Genomic DNA, 20765 nt, shown 5'->3' with positions numbered 1-20765 from the left:
TGGGAGGCTACTGCGGCGGGACCGGGTGGCACGGCCGACTACTGGCTATCTGTCACCGCCGGGACGCCCCCGTGTACGACCCTGACACCGAGCCGCGCAGTACGCCGCCGCACACGCCGGTCGGCCCCTGTACACCGACGCCTGGCCGTGGGCCGAGGCGATCGTCGCGTGGTACCGCGGACGGCCGCAGCGCCCGGGCTGGCGCGACGAGGTGGTGCTCAGCGAGGACGACTGGACCCTGGCGACCACCGGGGTGGCCGAGTCGCTGCGGCTGCAGATGCGCGCCGGCGCGCTGGTGCGCTCGACCACCGCCGTCCTCAAGGAGCTGGACACCCTGGCCGGGCACCGGCCTTACCTCAACGGCCCGGCCTACACCACCCTGGCCACGTACCGCCGCACCGACGGCAGGGCCGACACCGTCACCCTCGCGGAGGCCGCCCCCGCGCTCGGCGACCCCGGCCCCGTCCCGGTCCGCGACGCCGTCCTCTGCGCCGGGTTCACCAACCTCCAGGTCGCCCAGGCACCGTCAGCCCGCTGACGACGGCGGCCAGGCACGGCGCGGCCACGGCCGCCGGGCCCAGACCCTGCCCCGACCACCACCCGCGCCCCGGAGCCGGTCACCGGGCGAATCACCACGCACGGCCCCGGTGTTGCCACCGAACAGCCCTCGCCCCCGAGGGGGAACTGCCAGACTGTCGATCATGACTTCCGACCGGCGCCCGCTGTGGCGCCCATCCCCCGAAACCCCGGCCAGACCCGCCCAGGTGTCGCCGGAGGCCCGGCTGACCGCAGTGGAACGGGCCCAGGTCCCGCTGCCCCCCGCGGACGGCCCCGTACAGCCGCCCGTGCGCGGCGCCCGCCGGCCGCTCGGCCCCGGCGGCCTGGTCGCCAGCGCCGACGTCTGACGGCCCCGGAACCAGCACAGGGCCGGGACAACCTCTGCTGTCCCGGCCCTGACGGTGCGTGCCGGCCACCCGCCTGTCCGGGCCCGGCGGTCCTCGCCGCACACGGCGGCGCCCGACATCGGGCAAGCCGGCCCGTGAAACGGCCGGGTCCGGCCACGGCCCCGGGGGGCTAGACACGCTCTGTCCTGTGGCGCCGCCGACCGGCTCTCCCGCAGCGCCGCTGCCCGCTCCCCTCCAACCGCCCACTCCTGCCGGGTTCCTGTGGTAGGCAGAGGGGACACCAGCAAGGAGGCCCACGTGACGACCGCTCCGGCCGCGACGCCGCCCACCCGGGACCCCGACCAGCTCTGGCGGGTTGCCGTCGACTCGGTGTATGTCCCCTACACCAGCTGGACGTACGACGACACCAACGAGCCCTGGGCCCTGCGCGGCGAGAAGGTGCTGCGGTGCCGCTGCGGAACCCAGCGACTGCTCGCCCACGGCCGGTGGACCGACGAGCTGGAACTGCTCTGCGGCGCCTGCGGGATCCGGCACCCGTTCACCGGCGACGGCGGCGTCGCCGCCATGCAGCAGGTGATCACCACAGCCGCTGGCACGGAAACGACGCCCCGCTCCGGCCGGGCCGCGGACGTCGTCGCCCGGACGCAGGCCCACCTCGCCGACGGGACCTGGGCTCCCACCCTGGACGCGGACCACGCCGCCGCCCGACTCATCGTCCGCGACGCAGACGCCGCCGACGGGTCACTCACCGCCGACGTCCTGGCCAGGGCCATCGGGTACTCCCACCCGTGGCACCGCCACCACACCCGCACCTGGGTCGACACCGTGGCGTACACCTACGCGGCACTGCTGAGGCCCGGCGAGGACGAGCCCGCGGAGGCAGGACCGGCCCTGCTCGGCCTCGCCCGCACCGTAGCCGACCTCGACCGCCGCCGGCTGCGGGAGGGACCCCCCACCCACGAGCGGCTCCCCTTCGGGTGACCGGGCGATCTGCGCCCCGACAGCACGAGGCCGGGACGCACGGGACGGACCGCCTGTAGCGTGCACGCATGCTGACGGTGATGAGCCAGAACATCCAGTACGGGCCGGACGCCCGCCGGTGGGCCAGGATCATCGACGTGATCCGCCAGACCGGCCCCCAGCTGCTGCTCCTCCAGGAAGCCGACCACCTCCAGGACCCCGGCCAGGCCGCCGCCGCCCGCGCGGCGCTCGACATGGAGCTGTACGTCGCGCCCTCGCGCAGCGGCCGTCCGGTCGCCGTCGCCTGGGACCCCGCGCACCTGCGGGTCGAGGACGTCGAGACCCGGTACGCCGGCGACCTGCACCACGGGTACGCCGCCGCCCGGATCGCCCCCTGGGGCCTCGCCGCCCACCTGCCCGCCCCGCTCGTCGCCGTCAGCGCCCACCTCATCCCCTACTCCACCCAGCAGGCCGCCGTCGAGGCCCAGATCCTCGCCGCCCGCGTCTACCGCCACGGCGGCATCGGCCTCATCGCCGGAGACATCAACCACCCCACGTTCGATGACCCGGAGATCGACTGGACCAAGGTCAAGCCCTACAACCGGGCCTCCCGCTGCCTCCCGCGCGAGCACCCCGGCGACCCGTGGATCAGCAACCGCGCCGTCGGCCGGGTGCTGCGCGACGCCGACCTCACCGACATCGCCGCCCACCTCGCCGACGCCCGACGGGACCCCGCTCTGCGCCGGGCCACCGGCAAGCACGGCGGCCTGCGCGTCGACCAGATCCACGTGACCCCGGCGCTCACCCCGGCCGCCGTGGACTACAAGGTGATCGAGCACGACTACTCCGACCACCTCGCCGTCACGACCACGTTCGACCTCGACCGGGTGGACCGCGGCCGGCTCGTCGACTTCACCTGACGCCGGCCGGACCGTCCACCGCCCCGTCGCCGCGCCGGCGCGGCTACTCGACGTCGAAGAGCGAGCGCAGGATCTCGCGGACCTGCGCGGCGTCGGCGCCCGGAGCGATGGTGCGCACGCTGTCCGGGTTCGACTCGATCATGGCGATCGCCCGGGCGTCGGCCGGCAGGAGGCCGAGGAACCAAGTCACGGTGTCGGCCCACAGGTCGGCGTCGCCGTCGTCCAGGATCAGGTGGCCGCGCTCGAAGTAGCTGCCGCGCCGGCTCGCCCCTTCCAGGTCGACCTGGAAGGTGACGTAGTCCTTCCCGCTGGCGGGTGCCTGTTCCTGCCAGGCCCGCAGGTCGGGGAAGCGGGCACGGAGGTGGTCCTCGGCGTCCTGCGGCGCCAGCGCCCAGGTAGTCCCTGGAGCCGCCGCAAGGTGGATGGTGTCCATCAGCCCTCCTGGGGCTCCGGCGCGGGCATGGTGACGACGCGGACGTTGCTCTTCACATGGTGCTTGGCCAGCAGGTACTGCCAGTAGCCCACCGTCGCCGGATCGGGTGTGTCGACCTCAAGGTACTGGGCGTGGTTCGCCGGGTTGTCGATGGCGCCCTGGTAGCGGGCGAGCTCGTCCTCGTCCTTGTCCAGCACGAGCCCGGTCTTGAAGTCGTCCTCCTGCAGGCCCTTCAGCGACCGCGGGCTGCAGCCCGTCTTGCGGACGTTCTTCGCGTCGATGAGCGCGCCGTCGGCCGGCCGGTATCCGTCCGCCCAGACCTCCTTGCCGTCCGCGCCCTGCGCCCGCCGCTCGGGCCGGCCCGCCGTGTACACCTGGTAGGCCCGGTCCTCCGCCGTCCCGTAGTTCGGCGCCCGCTCCGGCAGCCCCTCGATCCACGTCCTGGCCGCCATCTGCTGCGCCCCGTCGTAGAGCGGGTAGGGCGGCGGCTTGGGCGGAGGGATCGGCCCGACGAGCGGATTGGCGAGCGGCCCCTGCCCGCCGGCCGCCCCGGTCCCGTCGCCCGCGGGCTGCTGTCCCGCCGGGTCGGACGGCGTGGCCGCTCCCGCCGAGTCGACGCCCGTCACGGCCGGCACCGCGCCCGCCGCGGCGGTCGTCCCGGCGAGCACCACCAGGCGCGACGCCAGGGAGGAGACGACCGCCTCGGCCTCCGCGACCGCCGCGGCCGCGGCCAGCTCCGCCTCCGCTGCGGCGAGCGCCTCGACGGCCAACGCTGCGTCCGCCGCCAGGGCCGCGTCGGCGGCCGCCGCGGCCGCGTCCGAGGCCCCGAACGTGAAGAACGTCAGGACCACCCCGGCCGTGGTGACGACCCCGGCGGCGACCCCGAGCCCGATCAGCGTGTCCTGGCACGACTCGATCGCCTGCGCGTACTGCTCGCAGATCGCCTGCAGCTCCCGGCAGGCCGCCGAGATGTTCACCATCAACGGCTGCGACGCCGTCACCGCGGTGCCGCCCGGCGGGCACGGGTCGAACACCGTCGCCGCGTACGACGCGAAGCCCTCGAACGCCGCACCGGTGCACTTCTCCATCACCCCGGCGGCGTGCCGGCCCGCGTTGCGCTGCGCCGTGTCGACGACCGAGGCGCACTGCGCCCACACCTGGGCCGCGCCGCGCAGGCGCTTCGGGTCGCCCTGGGGCCAGAACTTGCCGATCACCGGGATCTCGTGGACCTCCTTCGAGCCGGTGACCATCGGCAGGCTGCTGTGCGCCTCGCTCTCCTCGCACTGCTGGGCGCCCTTGGCCAGCGGCGCCGACGTGTTGATCTTCCCGGTGAACGCGGCGGCCACCGAGTCCTGGACGGCCAGGTAGCCGGCGGCCATCGTCAACAGGCGGCTGGAGATCGTCGCCATGCCCTGCCCGGCCGTCCCGATCGCCTTCACCACGATCCTGGCCGTCGGCTCGTACTTCTTCGCGAAGTTGTGGGCGATCGTGTCGTCACCGGCCATCCCCGCCGAGGACACCAGGTCGCCCGCCACCCCCGAAGCGATGCCGAAGACGAAGTCCTTCGACCCGAGGAACTGCACCGACGCCCGGAACACCACGTCCGGATCAACCTCGAACCCGCCCCCCGGCGCCGCGTCACCCAACCGCTCGCTCCTCCCCCACGACGGCTCCCAACCCATTCCCGCCTACCCCGCCAGGCCGAGGCAGCAACCCCTGGCCCCGGGACGACCGCCCCACGTACCACGGACCGCCCCGCCGAAGGCGAACTACACACCCCGATGCCGGACGCGCTGTGCACGGCCGCCGCCCACCGGCTCGGCATCCCCCTGCTCGCCGCCGACCCGCCGCCCACCGAAGAAGGCACCGCGGCAGTCGGAGAAGCGGAGCGGGGCCGGAAGCGGGCACCAGGGGCCGAGCAGCCGTAAGCGCTGGCGGCCCGGCCCGGGCCCCACGCTGAAGGCCGGTCCCCTCGTGATGGAGCCCGAGGGGACCGGCCTTCGTCACCAGTCGTTCAGTGGTCCCGCGTAGTCCTCGCTCTCCGGGGCCGACCACCACACCGACGGACCCACGACGACGACGACGGCTCCTTGCTCCCGGCCGGGACGGTCGGCGGGATCGTCGCCGCCGCGGTCGCCGAGGTCCGCGCCCGCCCCGACGTCCCGGCCGCCGAGCTGGAGACCGGCCCCGCCCCGGACGGCATCACCGCCGAAGCCTGGCGCCACCACGTGAGTACCCGCCGCGACCTGGTCGCCCAGCGCCGCGCCGCCCAGCACCGCATCGGTGTCCTCGCGCTGGAGACCGTCCCGGCCTACGTCGGTGACCGCCAGGGCGAGGACATCCTCGCCCTGGTCCCCAACGACATCGGCATCACCACGGAGGAGATCCTCGCCTGCCGCCGCTACGCCCTCTCCGGGGACGTCCGGGCGATGGACGGCTGGTAGACCCGCAGGCCAGCGGCGGGGACTCTTTACTCCTGGTCAGGGACGGCCTTGATGGTGCGGCGGCGTCGAGCGTCGACGTTGCCAACCTTCCGGGGGCCTTCGGCGCGGCCGCCGAGCTCACCGTCGTCAGCGGCCCCGACGGCTGGGACACCGAGCGGTGGCGCTCCCACGTCGCCCGGGGCCGCGACATGGCCCGGCAACGCCTGGACGTCCGCCGCTACTTCGGCTGGTAGCCGACCCCTGTTTCGTCGGTGTTGGGTGTGGGTCGGTCCTGGACGGATGCGGGGACGGCTGTGGCGGATCAGGAGGGGCCGGAAAGCGATCACCTGTGTGTGCGGCTGCGGGCGGCGTGCGGGTCGAGGGTGGCCTTGCCGCTTGAGGTGCGGCACAAGGTCCCGGTTTCCGCCTCGCACGAGGGGCAGGGGGTGGCCGCTGCCACCGTCATGTGCTCGGCGAAGCGACGGCGCCGTGCGTGGACGGCGTCCTTTGCGGCGCCGTCGCGGCTCCGGCACGACACCTCAGGTTCGGCTTCGCAGTGGGGGCAGGCCACGGCTCGGGCGGTGGTCTGGGCTTGCCGTTGGTGTTCTGCGGCAGCGTGTGCTGCCTCCTCCTGGGCCTGTCGCGCGGCTTGCTCCTGGTCTCGGCGGGTCTGTTCGAGCCGTTCCCAGGTCTCCGGGTGGTTGCGGCACGGGCCCTTGACCGCGAGGTTCCAGCGGCAGGTGCCGCCCTTACGTGTCGGGGATCCGCAGCGGTTGGTCTCGTTGTCGGCGCCGTGGTGGGGGCAGGGTTCTCGGAGGGTGTCGAACTTGCAGGGGCGTCGAGTGGTCGCGCCAACCACCCGGCACAGGTGCGGATCGATGTTCTCCTCGCCGGCCTGGGCGATCTGCTTGGCCAGGTCGGGCCAGTTGGGGGACGTGGCTGCCTGGCGCCACCACTCGGGTGAGGCGTAGATCCCGCTCCAGCCTGTCCCGTCGGTGAGCAACACGAGGTGCGGCTCGGCATCCTGTTGCGGGGCTGGATTCGCCTGCGAGACGTCGGTCACGAGCGGGAGCGTAGCGGTGCGGTGTGCTTCGGGACCTCGTCGACGTCAACCGGGTGCCGGGGGCGTCAGGCTTTCGGGAGCGTTATTCCGAGTTCGAGCATGGCGGGTGAGGCGGGGCCGCCTTCGGAGCGCTCGGTCTTGTAGCCCTTGATGCCGGGGGCGACGGTGCGCGGGTCGACGGCTTCGGAGGGGGCGCCGGTGGAGTAGAGGCCGTGGGGTTCCTGGTCGCGGTCGTGGGGCAGGAGCCAGAAGACGCGGCGGCGGAAGGTGCCGGAGGCCCGGGAGGACTTGGCGTCGGGGCCGAGGAGCGCGTAGCCGACCATGCGGCCGTCGCGGTGGTAGGCGGGGCGGCTGCGGCGGCTGGTGAGGCGGTCGAGGGACTGGCGGACGTAGTCGAGGTCGGTGGTGTCCTCGAGCCAGACGAGGTCGGTTTCGTGGGCGAGCTCGGACGGGTCGATCAGCGCGCTCACGTCGGCTGCTCCTCTGTGTCGTCGGTGATCAGGCCGATGCCCGGGTAGAACTTACGCGAGTTGGACAGGACCATCTCCTTCGGGGAGGTCATACCCAGTGTCTCGCGCACTCGTGCGGCGAACGCGCGGGCGGAGACCGGGTTGGACCCCTCCGAGCCGCACCAGCGGGTGTAGGCGCCGTAGAGCTGGGCCTGCTCGGCGCGCATCCCGTCGCCGACCCGGCAGGCCTCCTTGAGGAAGCGGCCGACGTGGTCCTCGGTCTCCGCGTACGCCGTGGTGGCGGTCTGGACGGCTTCCGGGCCGGCCAGGTTCTTGTCGCCGGCGAAGTAGCGGCGGGCGCCCTCGATGAGCCAGGCGAGGATGCCGGGGCCTTCCTCGGCGACGAGGACGTACGCCAGGTTGTCGATCTTGCGTTCTTCGGGGACGACCCGTTCGAAGGGGATCAGGCGCATCCTGCGCCAGAACGCGAAGCCGCCGGTGCCCACCTCCGGGCGGTGGTTGCCGAGCAGCCACAGCTTGTGGGTGGGTGCGAAGGAGAAGAAGTCCTGTCGCATCCTTCTGGCCTTGATCTTGTCGCCGCCGGTGAGCAGTTTGACGCGGGCTTCGTCGAAGCGGTCGCCGGGCTTGAGTTCGGAGCAGACGATGATGCGTCGGCCGTGGAGTTCGGCGAGGTCGGTGGGGTGGCCGTCGAAGGTCTTGGCCATGAGGAAGCCGGGCGGCGCGGCGTCCGCGTAGTCGCCGAGGAGCTGGATCATGACGTCCAGGAGGACGGACTTGCCGTTCTTGCCCTGGCCGTAGAGGAAGGGCATGACCTGGGCGCCGACGTCGCCGCTGATCGAGTAGCCGAGGAGCAGGTGGAGGAAGTCGCGGGTCTGGCGGCCGTTCTTGTCGTCGCCGAAGGTGTCGGTGAGGAAGCGGTCCCAGCGCGGGGTGGGCATGCGGGCGGGCGCGAGGGTGGTGGAGCGGGAGTGGTGGTGGCGGGTGGGGTCCGGGGCGGCGATCGTCCCGGTTCGCAGGTCGACGACGCCTCCGGGGGTGCACAGGGCGTAGGGGTCGGCGTCCAGCAGGGCGGCGTTGAGGACCATGCCGGGGGCGGACTTCGCCTGGGCGAGCATCGCGTTCATGCCGGAGGTCGACAGCGCGCGGCGGCGGTGGCGGCGCAGGTCCGAGTTCGTGTGGATGCCGCGCGGGTCGTGGGTGGAGATGGCCTCGGCCATCTCTCCGGCGGCCCACAGGACGGTGTCGTCCTCGTCGATCTGCCAGCGGTGCGTGGCCCACCGGTACCAGCCCAGGCCGGGGACGTGGCGGTAGTCGCCCCCGTAGAGGTGGACGAACAGTTTGGCGTTGCCGCGGTCGGACAGGGAGTCCGGCAGGAGGCCGTGTGCGGTCGCCTCGGCGCCGGCGGGCTCGGGCTGCCGGGCGGTCATCACGGGTGCCGTCGTCATGGGGGCGGGCACCGCCGGCGCGGGCGGTGGCTGGAAGTCAAGCAGGCTGTCCTGCACCGCGGCGGCGGACTGCGGGGGAAGGACCCCGGGGATGCCTTGGTGGGCCAGGATGTGCTGGGCGGCCCTGACGGGGTCGAAGCCCTGGCCGGGAGGGATCATGTCGTTCATCCCCGCGCCTCCAGGTGCAGCGGCCGGCGGGCGCCGGCGGCGAGCCCGGCACGGATCACGGTGCGGTTGTGTCGGTCCCGCGCGGGGCGGGCGGCGAGCGCGGCGGCGAGAAGCGTCTGCTCGGCTTCGGTGTGGGTGAGGTGGCCGGCGGCGGCGAGGCCTCCGGCGGTGAAGGCGGCACGGTTGAGTTTGCCCGTGAAGCCGGTGCCCTCCGGCGCGGCGGCGCAGTTCGCCACGTCCTGCAGGAGGGGTTCGAGCAGTCGGTTCGCCCCGGTTCGCCCGCCGCCCGCCGCGAGGACGGCTTGGCGCGCCCGCGGGGGCGCTGCGGGCTGGACGGTGGGCAGCGGGACGGGCTTGTCCTTGAGGTGGCCGGTGCGCACCAGGTTGTCGCTGAGCCATTGCGGGAGCGGGGCGGGGGTCTTCGCGCCTGGGAGGGGGTCGTAGGTTCCGGTGTGGGTGGTGGTGCCGGGGGCGACGATGAAGCCGCCGTGGGCGCGGACGTCGACCTGCCAGGCCAGGGCGCGGGTGCTGGAGGATCCGGTGGAGCAGGTGAACTCGAGGCCGGCGTGGTCGAGGTACCAGATGTGCAGGCCTCCGGACGGGGTGCGTACGCGCAGGGTGCCGGTGTCGGTGGTCGGGTCGTCGGCCTGGTGGAGGGCGGCCAGGAGCGCGAGGCTGTGGTAGCCGGAGGCGAGCCCTTCGAGGGGGACGTCCTGGTGGATCGGGATGCCGGGCAGGATCCGGTCCCGGGCGGGGACCGCGTCGGTGTGGGTGTCCACGTCGAGGACGACGAGGCGGGCGGGACCGCAGGCGACGCCCGCGCCGAAGCCCGGGTTGGTCTTCCACCAGGCGTCGAGGAGATCGGGGTCGAGGGTGGCCGCGTGGAAGCCGTGGCACCAGCGGCCGGCTGCGTGGCACTGGCAGGCGTCGGCGGCGTGGGCGTTTGCCTGGCAGGCGGGGCAGTTGGCGGGTGGGGTCTTGCGGCCGGGGGCGAGCGGGTGCACGGGCCAGCCCTGAGCCGCGCACCACTGGGCGACGGCCAGCGACCGGGGCTTTCTGCCCGGTCGGTCGCTTCGGTCGCTCCCCACGGCCTTCGGCGCCGTCACGCTGGTCCCTCTCCTGTTCTCGATCGCTGCTCGGTGTTCGGTCGCTGGTTGGTTCGCTGGAACAAAAGACCAGGTCAGAGGCTCACCATCGATGAGACAGCGACTGAAGCGACTCAAGCCCAGAACATAGCCCAGACAGACTAGCCGAGTGCGGAGCCGGAGTCGGGCAACCCGTGGGGGGCTCTACGGCCAGCGACCGAGCCGAGATCCAGCGACTCAGCACCGTTGGTCGCTCCTTCCGCAGGAACCTGTATTTCCGCAGGTCAGGCGACTGATCAGGAAAGATCAGCGACTGAAGCGACTCAAGCCCGGGTCTATGACGCACACGCGCACACGCGAATGTCCTCATATACCGGACCTTCGGTCGCTTCGGTCGCTGATCCGTATCCGAAAGGCCCTCTGACCTGCATGTTTTCACAGCGACTGAACGGCAGCGACCGAAGCGCCCCTGGCCCCTCGCAGGGTCGCTTCCGGCGTGTCGCGCACACAGGTCACGGGTGAACACGGTTCTTCGGTCGCTTCGGTCGCTGCCGTTCAGTCGCTCGGGGGTCCGGGTGCCCCGACCCTTCCCTCCGGGCACCCGGGTCACCGCCACGTACAGGTCCCCCGCAAACTCGAACGAGGTTCAGGCTTTACCGCCTCCGGAGGTCACCGCGCCGAAAAGAGAGGAGCGCGTCGGCGTCCCTGACGGCGCACTGCTGGCCGCTGACCACAGGTCCGGGCCTACGGAGTGTCGTCCCCCAGGAAGGCCTCGGCCTGCGTGGCGAGGTCCTCGGCCCACGCTACGGCCCGGCGCTCCTGGACCCAGGGGGCGAGTTCGCGAGCAGTAGGGCGGCGAGATCCCCGTGCTGCCGGAGCCGGGCACGGTCCTGGTCACCGCGGCCACCGGCAAGACCTTCAGGGCCTGATGCCGCTCACCCCGGCCGCCGAAGCCGTGCCCGGCAGGGAAGTTGCTAGCGTGGCCCGGTGACCCTTCACGGTGCGCCCGGCACGGGCATCGACGCCTCCCGGCTGGCCGAGGGCTCCCTCACCGCCGACGCCCTCACCGCCATGGGCCCCAACGGGCTGCGGGCGCTCGGACACCTCCGGGACGCCCGGCAGAAGCTCGCTGAGCCCGGCCGCTGGTCGCAGCCGATGGAGAGCGTGCTTGCCTCCTGCCGGTCCGCACTCGACAGCCTCCTCAAGGAAGCCGGCGAAGACTTTGAGGGGCCGCGCGACGCGCAGGAGCAGGTCAACCGGGAGGTCGAGGCGCTCCTGAAGAAGCCGGCCGGCATGACGGGCCCACTGGAGAAGCTGCACGCCGTGCTCGACGGCGCGGCCGACGTGCCCGACGCCCTGGAACCGCGGGCTGGCATCGGGGCCGGAGTCCAGCGACTGATCCGGATGCCCGCCGAACGGCTTCCCGTGCCAATCGATCCGAGGCCCGAGTACGACGCCGAGCGTGACTTCCTCGCCGCCGTCGCCCGGCTGGAGACCCTCCCTTCCAGCTCGGAGGAGCAGCGGGAGCTCGTGGCGGTACTGCGCCGGCTGCAGCAGGCCCGGCGGGACTCCGGCGCGGCCGCGCGCGCCGCCCTGCCGGATGCTCTGGCCGGGCTGCGCGAGGCCTTCGCGTACCGGGTCCGGGAGCAGCAGGACGGCGGGGCGTTTCGGCGGCGTCAGCTGACGCAGATCGTCCGGCAGCGGACGGGGACGGCCCCCGGCGACGGCGAGCAGGAGGCCTTCGCCGCGTGGGCGCGCTTCTATCGGGCGACGTCCGGCGTGCTGCACGGCAGCTCCGGCGACGGGGAAGAGAGCACCCGCCGGCTGTTCGCCGACTTGGTGGCGCACGTCGAGCAGCTCGTGCTCGACCTGCCCGACCTGGCACCGCTGCTGGTTGCACTCGTGCACGCCGAGGCTCCGACCGTGGAGGACGCCGAGGCGGTGGCCGCGCTCCAGCAGCCGCGCGGTCCGGTACTTCTTCACCCACGCCGTCAGCCCCGGGTGGATGGACCTGATCAGCGCCCGGCGCCTCCTGCCGGAGGCCGCTCGCTGGCCCGCCCAGCCCTACCTGGATCGGGTCGCCACGGTGGACCCGCAGCGTGCCCTGGCGTGGCTCACCGCGAACAAGGACGCCTTCGAGCAGGCCGAGGAGCAGGTGCTGCTCGGCCTGCTGCAGGTGGCCCGCCGGATCGGCGGCCCCTCGACGGGCCTGGTGCGCGCCCTCCTGGCGACGGACGACGCTCTGCGTGATGTCCGGTGGAGGTCGACTCTGGCCGTCTGGCTCGCCGACATCCCCACTGGTCAGCGCGACCTGCCCTGGGTCAAGGTGGCCGAGTGCGTTCTGCTGCACGTCGTGGAGCACTCGGCGGAGCAGCGCTGGGAGCTCCAGCAGCAGCTCGCCGACCTGCAGGAGGCGGCTTACGACCAGGACGGGCCCCGGGATGCGGCGATCGTCCGGGCGGTGCGGCGCGCCTCGGTCGCGGTGGCGGACGCCGCGCTGGCCTCGGAGCCGGAGCTCGGCGACCTCGATGAAGCGGATGACCTGCGGCAGACCGTCACCGCCCACGACTTCGGCCCGTCCGTCTCCCGGATCGCGGTGCGCGCCCTGCTCGACCTCCGTGACCGGCGGCAAGGTCCACCACACCCTGCGCACCGCCGCCGGGAACTGGGGCACCTGGGGATCGGTCGCCGACGCCGGCGCCACCGCGCCCGTGACCTCCGTCGCCATCACCCGCCGCCTCCCTCCGCGGCGTCATCGGCGACATCACCGGCACCAGCATCAGCGCCGCCACCGTCGACGCCAACGCCCAGTTCGCCATCGCCACCACCGACAACAAGGTCCTGCTCACCGCCTGCCACGCCGACGGCACCTGGGCCACCCCCGAAACCCTCAACCTCACCACCATCCCCGGCAACCACACCGGGACCATGATCACTAGCAGCCTCTGACAACAGCCGGGGGCTGCACCCCGAGCACCCGGGCAGCACCTGACGGTCGTCGCGGGCATCGACCCGACCGGCCAGGCCGTACTCGGGGTGCGCTCCATGCAACCTCCTCACCCAGCGCCTCCACCCCGTCCGGGGGCACCTCGCGCCTCGTGCATGGCGATCCCTCCCGGGGAACCGGCTCGGGCAGGAACGCTGTGGGCTTGAATAGGGCATAGGCGTCCGGACACCATCGACGGGGCCGGGCTCAACCGCCAGCAGCGGTCGGGCCCGGCCCCGTTCATGCTCCCTGGCACTACAGCTCGGGCATGCCTGGCAACCGCGGGACCGGCTCGGTCCACGAGTTCATGGCGGACGTCGCCGGCCTCGACGGAGCCGGCGTACACGACGGCCGTGCCGGTCTACGGCAGGCAGGCGGTGGGGCGGTCGGCAACTCGCCCGGGGGGCGGACAGGGACGCCGAGATCCTCGGCCATGGCGCGCTTGGAGCCGGCCGTCTCCCCGACGACCAGGAGGGTGGCGCACTTGGAGACCGAGGAGGAGGTCTTGCCGCCCGCGCGTTCGATCAGCTCGTTCAACTCGTTGCGGGACAGCTCGGCCAGCACACCGGTCACGCTGCCCGTGACGACCACCGCCTCCCCCGCGAGCCCACCGCCGCCGGCCACCGCGTTCTCGACGTCGCTTCAGGCCGCGGCCGCGGGGCCGCTGACGGAGGTGCCAGCACCAAGGACGACAAGGAGGTCCAGCAGCATGGCGAGGCAGGCGAGTTCGACGGCGACGACGCGGCTCTTCTCGGCACCGACGCCGTCGACACCAGGTAGGGCCTCGGCGCCGGCGGCACGGATCTCCGCCATCGACCCGAAGAACGCGGCGATCCGACGGGACATCGTCCACCCGGCGCGCGCACCGAGGGCGCAGGAAACCGGACTGAGCGGCTGGGACCGGGCGGCTCCGATCGCGGCGAGCAGGCCGTCGGGTACCCGTCCCGCCCATCCGCTCCAGGCCGAGAAACCGCTCACGGGTCAGGGCGACCAGGGCGGCGAGGTCCGCGACCAGGCCGGCTTCAACGAGCCGGACGGCCCGGGTGCCGCCGAGGCCCTCGATGTCGAGCCTTCCGGCGGCGGCATCGGCGGCATCGGCGGCTTCAAGCACTCCCCCATGGGGTCCCTTTTGTCCAGGGCGGGTACGACCGGGTCCCCCTGCCCGCGGCTCCCCGCAGGGTGGTACGGCGCGCGGGAACGGCAAGGGAGCACGGTGTCAGACGCACCGATTCGGCACTGCTGCTGGGGCGTCGAGGGAGTGCTCCGGCGGCTGAGTCGCCGCCGCAGCCGGGAATACCCGCAGGCCAGAGGCCTGATAGGGACACTATGATCACGATCGAATTGTTCGTACAGAGGGGTTCAGACGTGGAAACCGACAACGTCGCCGTCGAGAAGGTCGAGAAGGAGGTCAAGCGGGATACCGACCGGGCAGGCCTCAAGGTAGCCGCCGCAGCCGGCGTGCTCGGCGCGGTGCTGGCCGGACTATGGGGCACCGGACAGCTCTCCGGACCGACGAACCCGACCGAGCAGGCCAAGCCGACCGAACCGGCTCGACCGGTCGCCTGCACGCCCCCTGAACCGAACGACCCGCAGCGGACCGCGACCCTGTGCGCCGCGCTGAACCGCCCCGACCTGCCCACCCTGCTGGGCACACCGACCGACCCCGTCGTGACCGCGCGCCCGATACCGAACAGCTTCCAGTGGAAGCCGACTGCGGAGGTGCGCCTGCGGCACTCGGCCGTAGCCCTCGCGGAGGGCTACGCCTCGATCGACGAGAAGTTCGGGATGCACCCGGAATCCACCACGAAGACGACCGTCCTCGGCCACCCCGCTGCGATCTACACGACCGGCACGTTCAACTTCGCCCCCGAGCACGACGAGAACGGGAAGCCGGTCACCGTGCCCGGGCCCGACGCCCAGACCCTCATGGTCGCCCAGGACCCCACCGACTACCTCGGCCCGATCTTCGAACTCGCCGTCATCCGGCAGGACGGAACCGGCATCGACCACGAGACGCTGACCCGGCTCGCCGAGACCGTACTGCCGACCATCCCCGGCTGGGTCGCCACCTGACGCAGCGCCCGGTGCAACAGCACCGCCCGACCGCGGCCAGCCGCCGCGGGGCCGCTTCGCCCAGTGTCCTGTGGTGGGCGGGAACACCGCGTCCCAGACCGGGTTGTCATCGGCGTGCTCGGTCTGCCCGATGCTCTCGCACCCCCAGCGCCGGTGGGCGCCGGCCTCGGCGCGGCCGCGCCCTGGTGGTCAGGCTGGATGGTCGCTCGGTCCTCCCCGATGTGGCGCGCTGCGTGGTCGACGCCAGCGGTCGGCGGCTGCCGATCGGGACGGCCTCACCACGGCCGCCTCGTGCTCCGGGCCGTCTACGGCGTCGCGGGGCGGCAGCAGGTGCCGGTGCGGTGCCGGCGGAGTGCTTCGGCGAGCGGCCCCGGGTCGACCGCGGGGGTTCGTCCGAAGTCCGGGTCGCGGCTGGTCGGCAGGCTTGCCAGGGCCTCGCGGATGGCCGGGCACAGGCCGTGGGTGGGCTGGAAGCCGTCGTAGGCGGCCAGGACCGCCGTTCGGACGTCCCGGTGGCCGGCGAGCTGGCAGGCCTGGTCGTGCCAGTGCCGCGCCTCCCGCTGGTCTCCGCGGCCCGCGGACAGCAGGGTGAGCGCGTAGGCGGCCTGGAAGCATCCGGCTCCGGCGGCCAGCTGCCACCACGTGCGCGGCCCGTCCGCCAGCGAGTGGCGAATCATCGCGCCGTCCTTGGCGTCTCCCTCGTGGACGGCGAGGTGGCACAGCGCGCCGAGCACGAGCGCACCATGCGGCTCGATCGCCGGCGTGTCAGCCAGCGCGCTGATCCAACCTGGGGCCTGGACGTCCTCCACCACGAGGTGGCACAGCGCCAGCAGCTCGAACCTGGCGCGGTCCAGACGCGCCACCACCGAGAGTGAGGGCTGCGCCGGGGTCCGCAGCGCGAGGCGCGCGGCGATCCGGGCCGGTGCGTCGTCCAGGCAGGCGGCGGCCCGGCTCCTGCCTTCAGGTTCCGGCAGGCGGACTTCCGCGAGCGGCGCCCAGGTCCGGCTGGGGTCCGTGGCCTCGCGGACGGCGTCGGCCCGCGTGTTGACGGCGCTGCGGATGTCGATCACTGTTCTTCCGCCTCCTCGGCAGTCTGTTCATCCAGACCCAGCGCCGCGGCGAGCCGGCGGCGGGCGTCGCGGCGCAGGCTGTACACCCCGCCTTGGGTGATACCCATGATTCGCGCGGCGGTGACGATGGGGTAGCCGAGGACATAGGTCAGCACGACCACGTCGTGCTGCCTGCCCGGCAGGTCGCCGATTGCCGCGAACAGCCCGATCCCGCTCTCCAACGCCTGGAACGCCTCCCGGGCGTCGTCCATGGCGACGGCGAACGCGGCCTCGGTGAAGGCCGACGGCCTGGCGCGGCGTTCCAGGGCGTCGTCGACCGTCGCCCGCAGCACGCCCCAGCAGAACTCCTCGACGCTCTCCTGGCGCAGCACCGTGTCCCAGGTGGCGGCGAGGTCGGCGAAGACGTCGTCGACCAGGCCGTCGGCGGCGTCGGAGTCGCCGAGGTGCAGGCGGGCGTACTCCCAGTACGCCTCGCCGTGCATCACCATCAGGGCGACCAGCTCGTCGGGCAGCGTGGTGTCCGCCGCGAGGTCCCCGGTCCCGGAGTCGGGCGTCGGCTCGGGAGGGTCCTGGTGTACCTGCGGGCTCGGGGCGTCATCGTGCGCATCAGCGCGGCCGCCGCCGTCGATGCCGACCATGGTCTTCCGTCCTCCCGCCCCGGACCCCGGACCGACCCTCGGCCCGGGCCGCGGGGCCTGTTCGAGACCAGGAAACCGACCGGACACCCCGTTCCTGCAGGCTGGGCAGAAGTTGAACAAATCTGACGGAAGATCAAGCATCTTGACCGACCGACCCCCGCCCGCCACGCACCTCCGGTCGCCCGAGCACACCGTTTGGTCACGGCCGGACCAAACCGAACCACAACGATCCAGGGCGCACCCGGTGCCGCGGACCCGCAAGGTGGTCATCGGCGCAGCCCGGCCCGCCGGCGCGAAGGCGGTCGCCCGCCCACCTCACTCAGGGTGGCAGCCGCCGAACGCCCTCGGCGAGCAACTGCCGACCCCGCGTGATCACAGCCGCGGCCCTCACCTCGGCGGCCGCCGAGGACTTCATCTCCGCCGCCGGCCACGGCGTGACCGTTGTTGGGCGTGCGAGGCACCGCCGAGCGGCCCGACCCGGCACCGCGGCGCGATCCACTTCCCAGCCCCGCACAGGGCGCGCCTCGCCCGACCGCCCCCTGGTGTGATGCAGGACACGTCCGCAGGGTCAAGATTCTTTGTCGTTTCGGCCCGCTGCCGGGGCGAAGAGTAGGGGAAGCTCCCCAGGAGACGGAGGACCGAGAACAAGATGACCACCGAAGCCCGGGGTTGCACCCTCCCGGCGGGGCTGGCCGCTCTTCAGGACCCGCTGCACTGGACCGGCCGTGCGGTCCAGTGCTGGAAGACGGGCCCGCTCCCCGACTCCGACTCCGACTACCGCTACAGGAGCGGAGAGGCCCTCCGTCTCCTGATGCTGGGAAGGACCGGCGGGAAGGTCGGCATCCCCACTGGACCGGTGACCATCAGGCGGGTGCCGCAAGGGGTGTTCTTCTACCTGGTGAAGAAGGTCCCGGCAGGCTGGATCGGCGTCGGAATGTGGTGGAGATTCATCTCCGACTGGCCGCCGACCCGCGAGACCCTGCTGGCCGCACTGTCCGCCCGGTGGGCCGCGATCGAGGGCGACCACGCCACCGTCGACAACTTCACGCGTAACGTCCTCGGCCACGTACGGCCCGAACAGTGGAGGGACGCGGTCACCTCCATGCTGTTCGGAGACTGGGTCGACCACCTCGGCAGCTACCTCGCCGACCCGGAACTGCTGGCGATCCTGCGGGCGAACACCGCCGCCGAACGCCGACGATGGACCCCTCTGTGGGAGCGTAAGACCGGCGGCTTCCGCCGACGAGGCCCCGATGGCGAGGTCCGCGAACGGAGCGCCGAACGGGTGTGGCTGCTGGAGACCCCGAACCGTGACGGCGTGACACTCCGGGACGTCCTTCCGGACCGGGCCGCAGCCGACGCCCTCGCACTGGACCGCTGCCTCGCCAACCCCCGCATCGATGCCGTCTTCCGCAGCCTGAACGCGACAGAGGCCGCCGTCGCCAGCCTCTGGGCCACCCGCAGGGGCAGCTGGGCCGACGCCGCCCTCGACCTCGACCTGGCGGCCGAGGCCGGCGACCGAGTCCGCCGCAAACTCTCCCGAATCGGCGACAGGCACACCGAGCTCGCCCTCGCCGCCGCGGTGACCCGATGAACCGGCGGCCAGCTGCTCCCAGGACGGGGCTCGGCCCGCTGGTGCGCGTGCCCGCCGTACCGACCTGCACCGCCATGGCCAGCACCGGCTCCGTCACCGGCGCCCTGCTGTCCGGCACCGTGCCGCCCGACTCCCCGCTGGTGTGGCCGCTCGTCGTCCTCGCACTCGGCTCCATGGCCTACGACCTCGGCGTACGAGCCCTCCGACGTCGGAACGGCTGACGTCGCGATCCGAAGTCGCACTGACCGGAGCGGGCCGCCGACGATGGCCTGCAACGCAGCTCGCAGGGACGGCACATCACTCGCGGGTGATGCCGTCCAGGAGGTCGAGGCGGATCGTCCGCCCGTCCGGGGCACGCCATCCGCCGGTCCCCGGGTCGTGGGGGATCAGGCCGACGAGGCGAAGGCGGGCGGCGACCTCGTCGGGTGTGGGCATCAGGGCGGAGAGGGCATACCCGGCTGCGCGCACCGAGCCCGACGAGCACACCACAAGCAGGCGCTGCGGCCGCCGGTGTCCGACCGGCGGCCGCAGCAAGCTGGCACTCGGCAACGTCGCACCGCGGGCGTACGGCGCGCTGTACGCGCGGAGGCTGCCTACTGCGGCTCGGACCTGGCATCCGGGAGGACGAGTTCCGGGATGTACGGGGCGGTCCTGCTGACCACGGTCCGACGGGCACCCGGGACCTCCCCGACCAGCTCCTGAGAGGCCGTCACGACCTGGGACAACGGTCCCTCGCCGCGCGCGGCCTCCGCGAAGGCTTCCAGGAGGTAGGTCCGCACGGCGAGGTCCGAAGGCGTGTCGCTGAGTCCGACCAGCGCGGAATCCACGACGAGCAGGCCGGGTACGCTGCTGCCCGGGACCTCCTGGCCAAGGTCCCTCAGGCTCAGCAGGGCGTTGAGTTCGACCAGCGCCAAGGTCGCCCCGGCGACCGATACCGAGTCGAAGGCCTCGCCGTTGACGACCGGGGTGAAACCCCTCTCGGCGATGTACGCGTGGCGCCACTGGCCGCCCGCGCGTGCCATGCGTCGGGCGAACAGGACCGACCACCGCTTCAGGAGGTCGGCCACCCGCTGGCGGGCTTCGGACTCCGCCTCGTTCACCGCCTCCGACGCCGTGCGCGCCTCCTCCTCCAGCCGTGCGAGCGCCGCCCGCTGGACGTCGACGGTGCCGAGTTCCTCGACCCGTTCGGCCAGCTGCTCGGCCAGCGTGGCCAGCTCCTGGACACGCTTCTCCGCATCTAGGGCGGCACGCCGCAGCGGTTCCACGACCCCGTCGGCGAAGGCGTCCGCCGCCCGGTGAGCCTCCCGCACCGCCCGGTGCGCGGCCGCCGAAAGCCCTCGGGCCTCGGCCGCGGCCTGCCTTCGGGCATCGCACGTGCGGCGTGCGGCCGCCAGAGCCTGCTCGGCCTCGCGCAGCAGCTCGGCGAGGTCCGGGCCCTGCGGGCGCCGTCCGGGGTGGGGCTCCTTGCACATCCGGCAGACGTCGTCCGGCACGGGACGCAGTCGGCGGCGGCACACCGGGCAAGCGGAGGGAGCGGGCTCGCGCAGGGCCGCGAGACGACCCTCGGCCTGGCCCACGCGCCGCAGCGCCTCGCGAAGGTGCTCCTCGGCGCGGTCGGCGGCCTCGTCCGCGGCGCCTGTGTCGCCATGGGTCTTCCTCGCGGTGTCGCGCAGTTCCTGCAAGCGGCCGTGGGCGGCGCTGAGCTCACCAGCGGTGCCACGGGCAGCCTCGCGGGCCTGGGCGAGGTCGTGCTCTGCCTGGTGCCGGCGCTGGATGAGCTCCTCGGGCGTGGTGAAGCCGAGCTTGTCGCGCAGCGCCTCGTAGCCGACTAGCTCCCGGCGGGTGGCGGCGAGCTCCCGGCGGACCGCCCGTAGACGGGTGCGGGCGGCCTCGATGGCGTCCTCGCGCAGGCCGAGCAGCGCCTTGACGGCCAGCTCCCGCAGCTCCGGCTTCAGCCCGCCGAGGTAGGTGACCCCGGCGGTGGCCTGACGCACGTACACAAACGGCAGGATGTGCTCGAAGGAGAGTTCCCTGCCGTTCCCCCGCAGGACGGGGATCTTGAGCTGGTCGAGCAGGAACCGGCCCGCGGTGGGCTTGTCCGGATCCCTGGACACCAAGGGCAACCGGACCGGCGGAGTACCAGCATCGCCCGAGTTCTCGAACTCGACGCTGGAGGCGCCCGGCTTGTAGGTGATGCTCCACCGGGAGTCGCCGATCGACATCGTGACGGCCAGGCGGCTGCAGGCCCTCGCGGCCGGCATCGCCTTCAGGCAGGGCGTCGGACCGAAGGTCAGGAAGAGCGCCTCGAGCCCGGTGGACTTGCCGGCACCGCTCTCACCCACCACCGCGGCCCAGCCCGCGGCGAGCCGTCGCTCAACCCACCGGCCCTCGAACTCGAACCGCTGCGCCTCCATGATGACCCGCATGCCGGGTTCCCCCTTTCAGGTGAGGCTGTACCTATGTCGCGGAGGGCAACGAGGACCGGTTCGGGAGGGCACGAGTCGTGGCGGTGGTACGCCGGATCGGCTGATT

The 20765-nt window shown here is 73.0% G+C and carries 21 protein-coding genes; 9 read left to right on the top strand and 12 right to left on the bottom strand.

Annotated elements, in window-relative coordinates:
• The first annotated feature begins 211 nt into the window (after nucleotides 1–211).
• From AMK13_RS38455 to AMK13_RS38445, 4 genes are all read left to right on the top strand, one after another.
• A complete protein-coding gene (locus AMK13_RS38455) occupies nucleotides 212–538 on the top strand; it encodes a hypothetical protein (RefSeq protein WP_074006200.1) in 327 nt (108 codons plus the stop codon).
• A gap of 163 nt (nucleotides 539–701) precedes the next feature.
• On the top strand, nucleotides 702–905 hold the full coding sequence (locus AMK13_RS43220) for a hypothetical protein (protein WP_143204753.1): 204 nt from the start codon (nucleotides 702–704) through the stop codon (nucleotides 903–905).
• Between the two features lie 297 nt (nucleotides 906–1202).
• Nucleotides 1203–1886 (top strand): hypothetical protein, encoded by a 684-nt coding sequence (locus AMK13_RS38450; RefSeq protein ID WP_074006199.1) that lies wholly within the window; start codon nucleotides 1203–1205, stop codon nucleotides 1884–1886.
• A 68-nt stretch (nucleotides 1887–1954) separates the two neighbouring features.
• Nucleotides 1955–2785 carry an endonuclease/exonuclease/phosphatase family protein gene (locus tag AMK13_RS38445; protein WP_074006198.1) on the top strand — a complete coding sequence of 277 codons (831 nt, stop codon included), beginning with the start codon at nucleotides 1955–1957 and terminating at the stop codon, nucleotides 2783–2785.
• 43 nt (nucleotides 2786–2828) lie between these two features.
• Here the strand turns inward: AMK13_RS38445 and AMK13_RS38440 are convergent, their stop codons facing one another.
• Nucleotides 2829–3218: a hypothetical protein gene (locus AMK13_RS38440; protein WP_074006197.1), complete on the bottom strand. Its 390-nt coding sequence runs from the start codon at nucleotides 3216–3218 to the stop codon at nucleotides 2829–2831.
• Complete coding sequence (locus AMK13_RS43215; RefSeq protein WP_074006196.1) at nucleotides 3218–4864, bottom strand: restriction endonuclease fold toxin-2 domain-containing protein; 1647 nt, start codon at nucleotides 4862–4864, stop codon at nucleotides 3218–3220. Before AMK13_RS43215 ends, AMK13_RS38440 begins: the two co-directional genes overlap by 1 nt.
• A gap of 444 nt (nucleotides 4865–5308) precedes the next feature.
• Here AMK13_RS43215 and AMK13_RS38430 point away from each other — a divergent pair, with 444 nt between their 5' ends.
• Nucleotides 5309–5662, top strand: coding sequence for a hypothetical protein (locus AMK13_RS38430; protein ID WP_074006195.1), 354 nt, complete (start codon nucleotides 5309–5311; stop codon nucleotides 5660–5662).
• 322 nt (nucleotides 5663–5984) lie between these two features.
• Here the strand turns inward: AMK13_RS38430 and AMK13_RS38425 are convergent, their stop codons facing one another.
• The 4 genes from AMK13_RS38425 to AMK13_RS38410 form a co-directional block, all read right to left on the bottom strand.
• On the bottom strand, nucleotides 5985–6704 hold the full coding sequence (locus AMK13_RS38425) for a zinc finger domain-containing protein (RefSeq protein ID WP_143204752.1): 720 nt from the start codon (nucleotides 6702–6704) through the stop codon (nucleotides 5985–5987).
• 65 nt (nucleotides 6705–6769) lie between these two features.
• Nucleotides 6770–7174 (bottom strand): DUF6009 family protein, encoded by a 405-nt coding sequence (locus AMK13_RS38420; protein ID WP_074006193.1) that lies wholly within the window; start codon nucleotides 7172–7174, stop codon nucleotides 6770–6772.
• A complete protein-coding gene (locus AMK13_RS38415; protein ID WP_380719254.1) occupies nucleotides 7171–8787 on the bottom strand; it encodes a DNA primase family protein in 1617 nt (538 codons plus the stop codon). Before AMK13_RS38415 ends, AMK13_RS38420 begins: the two co-directional genes overlap by 4 nt.
• On the bottom strand, nucleotides 8784–9893 hold the full coding sequence (locus AMK13_RS38410; RefSeq protein WP_241853212.1) for a bifunctional DNA primase/polymerase: 1110 nt from the start codon (nucleotides 9891–9893) through the stop codon (nucleotides 8784–8786). Before AMK13_RS38410 ends, AMK13_RS38415 begins: the two co-directional genes overlap by 4 nt.
• A gap of 966 nt (nucleotides 9894–10859) precedes the next feature.
• Here AMK13_RS38410 and AMK13_RS44390 point away from each other — a divergent pair.
• Nucleotides 10860–12122, top strand: coding sequence for a hypothetical protein (locus tag AMK13_RS44390; protein WP_074006192.1), 1263 nt, complete (start codon nucleotides 10860–10862; stop codon nucleotides 12120–12122).
• Between the two features lie 991 nt (nucleotides 12123–13113).
• Here the strand turns inward: AMK13_RS44390 and AMK13_RS46495 are convergent.
• The gene (locus AMK13_RS46495; RefSeq protein WP_443333960.1) at nucleotides 13114–13422 is read right to left on the bottom strand and encodes a BRCT domain-containing protein; all 309 of its coding nucleotides are present in this window, start codon (nucleotides 13420–13422) and stop codon (nucleotides 13114–13116) included.
• A 78-nt stretch (nucleotides 13423–13500) separates the two neighbouring features.
• Entirely contained in the window at nucleotides 13501–13704 is a 204-nt protein-coding gene (locus AMK13_RS46490; RefSeq protein ID WP_380719259.1) for a hypothetical protein, read from the bottom strand.
• A 519-nt stretch (nucleotides 13705–14223) separates the two neighbouring features.
• Here AMK13_RS46490 and AMK13_RS38390 point away from each other — a divergent pair.
• The gene (locus tag AMK13_RS38390; protein WP_074006189.1) at nucleotides 14224–14931 is read left to right on the top strand and encodes a DUF6215 domain-containing protein; all 708 of its coding nucleotides are present in this window, start codon (nucleotides 14224–14226) and stop codon (nucleotides 14929–14931) included.
• Nucleotides 14932–15236: 305 nt separating this feature from the next.
• Here the strand turns inward: AMK13_RS38390 and AMK13_RS38385 are convergent, their stop codons facing one another.
• Nucleotides 15237–16001, bottom strand: coding sequence for a hypothetical protein (locus AMK13_RS38385; protein ID WP_074006188.1), 765 nt, complete (start codon nucleotides 15999–16001; stop codon nucleotides 15237–15239).
• Nucleotides 15998–16639, bottom strand: a complete 642-nt coding sequence (locus AMK13_RS41495; RefSeq protein ID WP_107418975.1) for a sigma-70 family RNA polymerase sigma factor — start codon at nucleotides 16637–16639, stop codon at nucleotides 15998–16000. Before AMK13_RS41495 ends, AMK13_RS38385 begins: the two co-directional genes overlap by 4 nt.
• Nucleotides 16640–17288: 649 nt before the next feature.
• On the opposite strand from AMK13_RS41495, the gene AMK13_RS38375 reads away from it, so the two are divergent.
• Together AMK13_RS38375 and AMK13_RS38370 are read left to right on the top strand one after the other, a co-directional pair.
• Nucleotides 17289–18233: a hypothetical protein gene (locus tag AMK13_RS38375; protein ID WP_074006187.1), complete on the top strand. Its 945-nt coding sequence runs from the start codon at nucleotides 17289–17291 to the stop codon at nucleotides 18231–18233.
• Nucleotides 18230–18454, top strand: a complete 225-nt coding sequence (locus AMK13_RS38370; RefSeq protein WP_143204751.1) for a hypothetical protein — start codon at nucleotides 18230–18232, stop codon at nucleotides 18452–18454. The genes AMK13_RS38375 and AMK13_RS38370 overlap by 4 nt, the downstream gene beginning before the upstream one ends.
• Nucleotides 18455–18530: 76 nt before the next feature.
• On the opposite strand, the gene AMK13_RS43885 is transcribed toward AMK13_RS38370, so the two are convergent.
• Together AMK13_RS43885 and AMK13_RS38360 are read right to left on the bottom strand one after the other, a co-directional pair.
• Entirely contained in the window at nucleotides 18531–18668 is a 138-nt protein-coding gene (locus tag AMK13_RS43885) for a hypothetical protein (protein WP_158077799.1), read from the bottom strand.
• A 158-nt stretch (nucleotides 18669–18826) separates the two neighbouring features.
• On the bottom strand, nucleotides 18827–20659 hold the full coding sequence (locus tag AMK13_RS38360) for a hypothetical protein (RefSeq protein ID WP_074006184.1): 1833 nt from the start codon (nucleotides 20657–20659) through the stop codon (nucleotides 18827–18829).
• Nucleotides 20660–20765: the final 106 nt, after the last annotated feature.

The sequence above is a fragment of the Streptomyces sp. CB02056 genome (assembly GCF_001905545.1).
In the GTDB taxonomy this organism is placed as follows: Bacteria; Actinomycetota; Actinomycetes; order Streptomycetales; family Streptomycetaceae; genus Kitasatospora.
The sequence above is the reverse complement of the archived record's forward strand: the minus strand, read 5'-3'. Positions and strand labels throughout refer to the sequence as shown.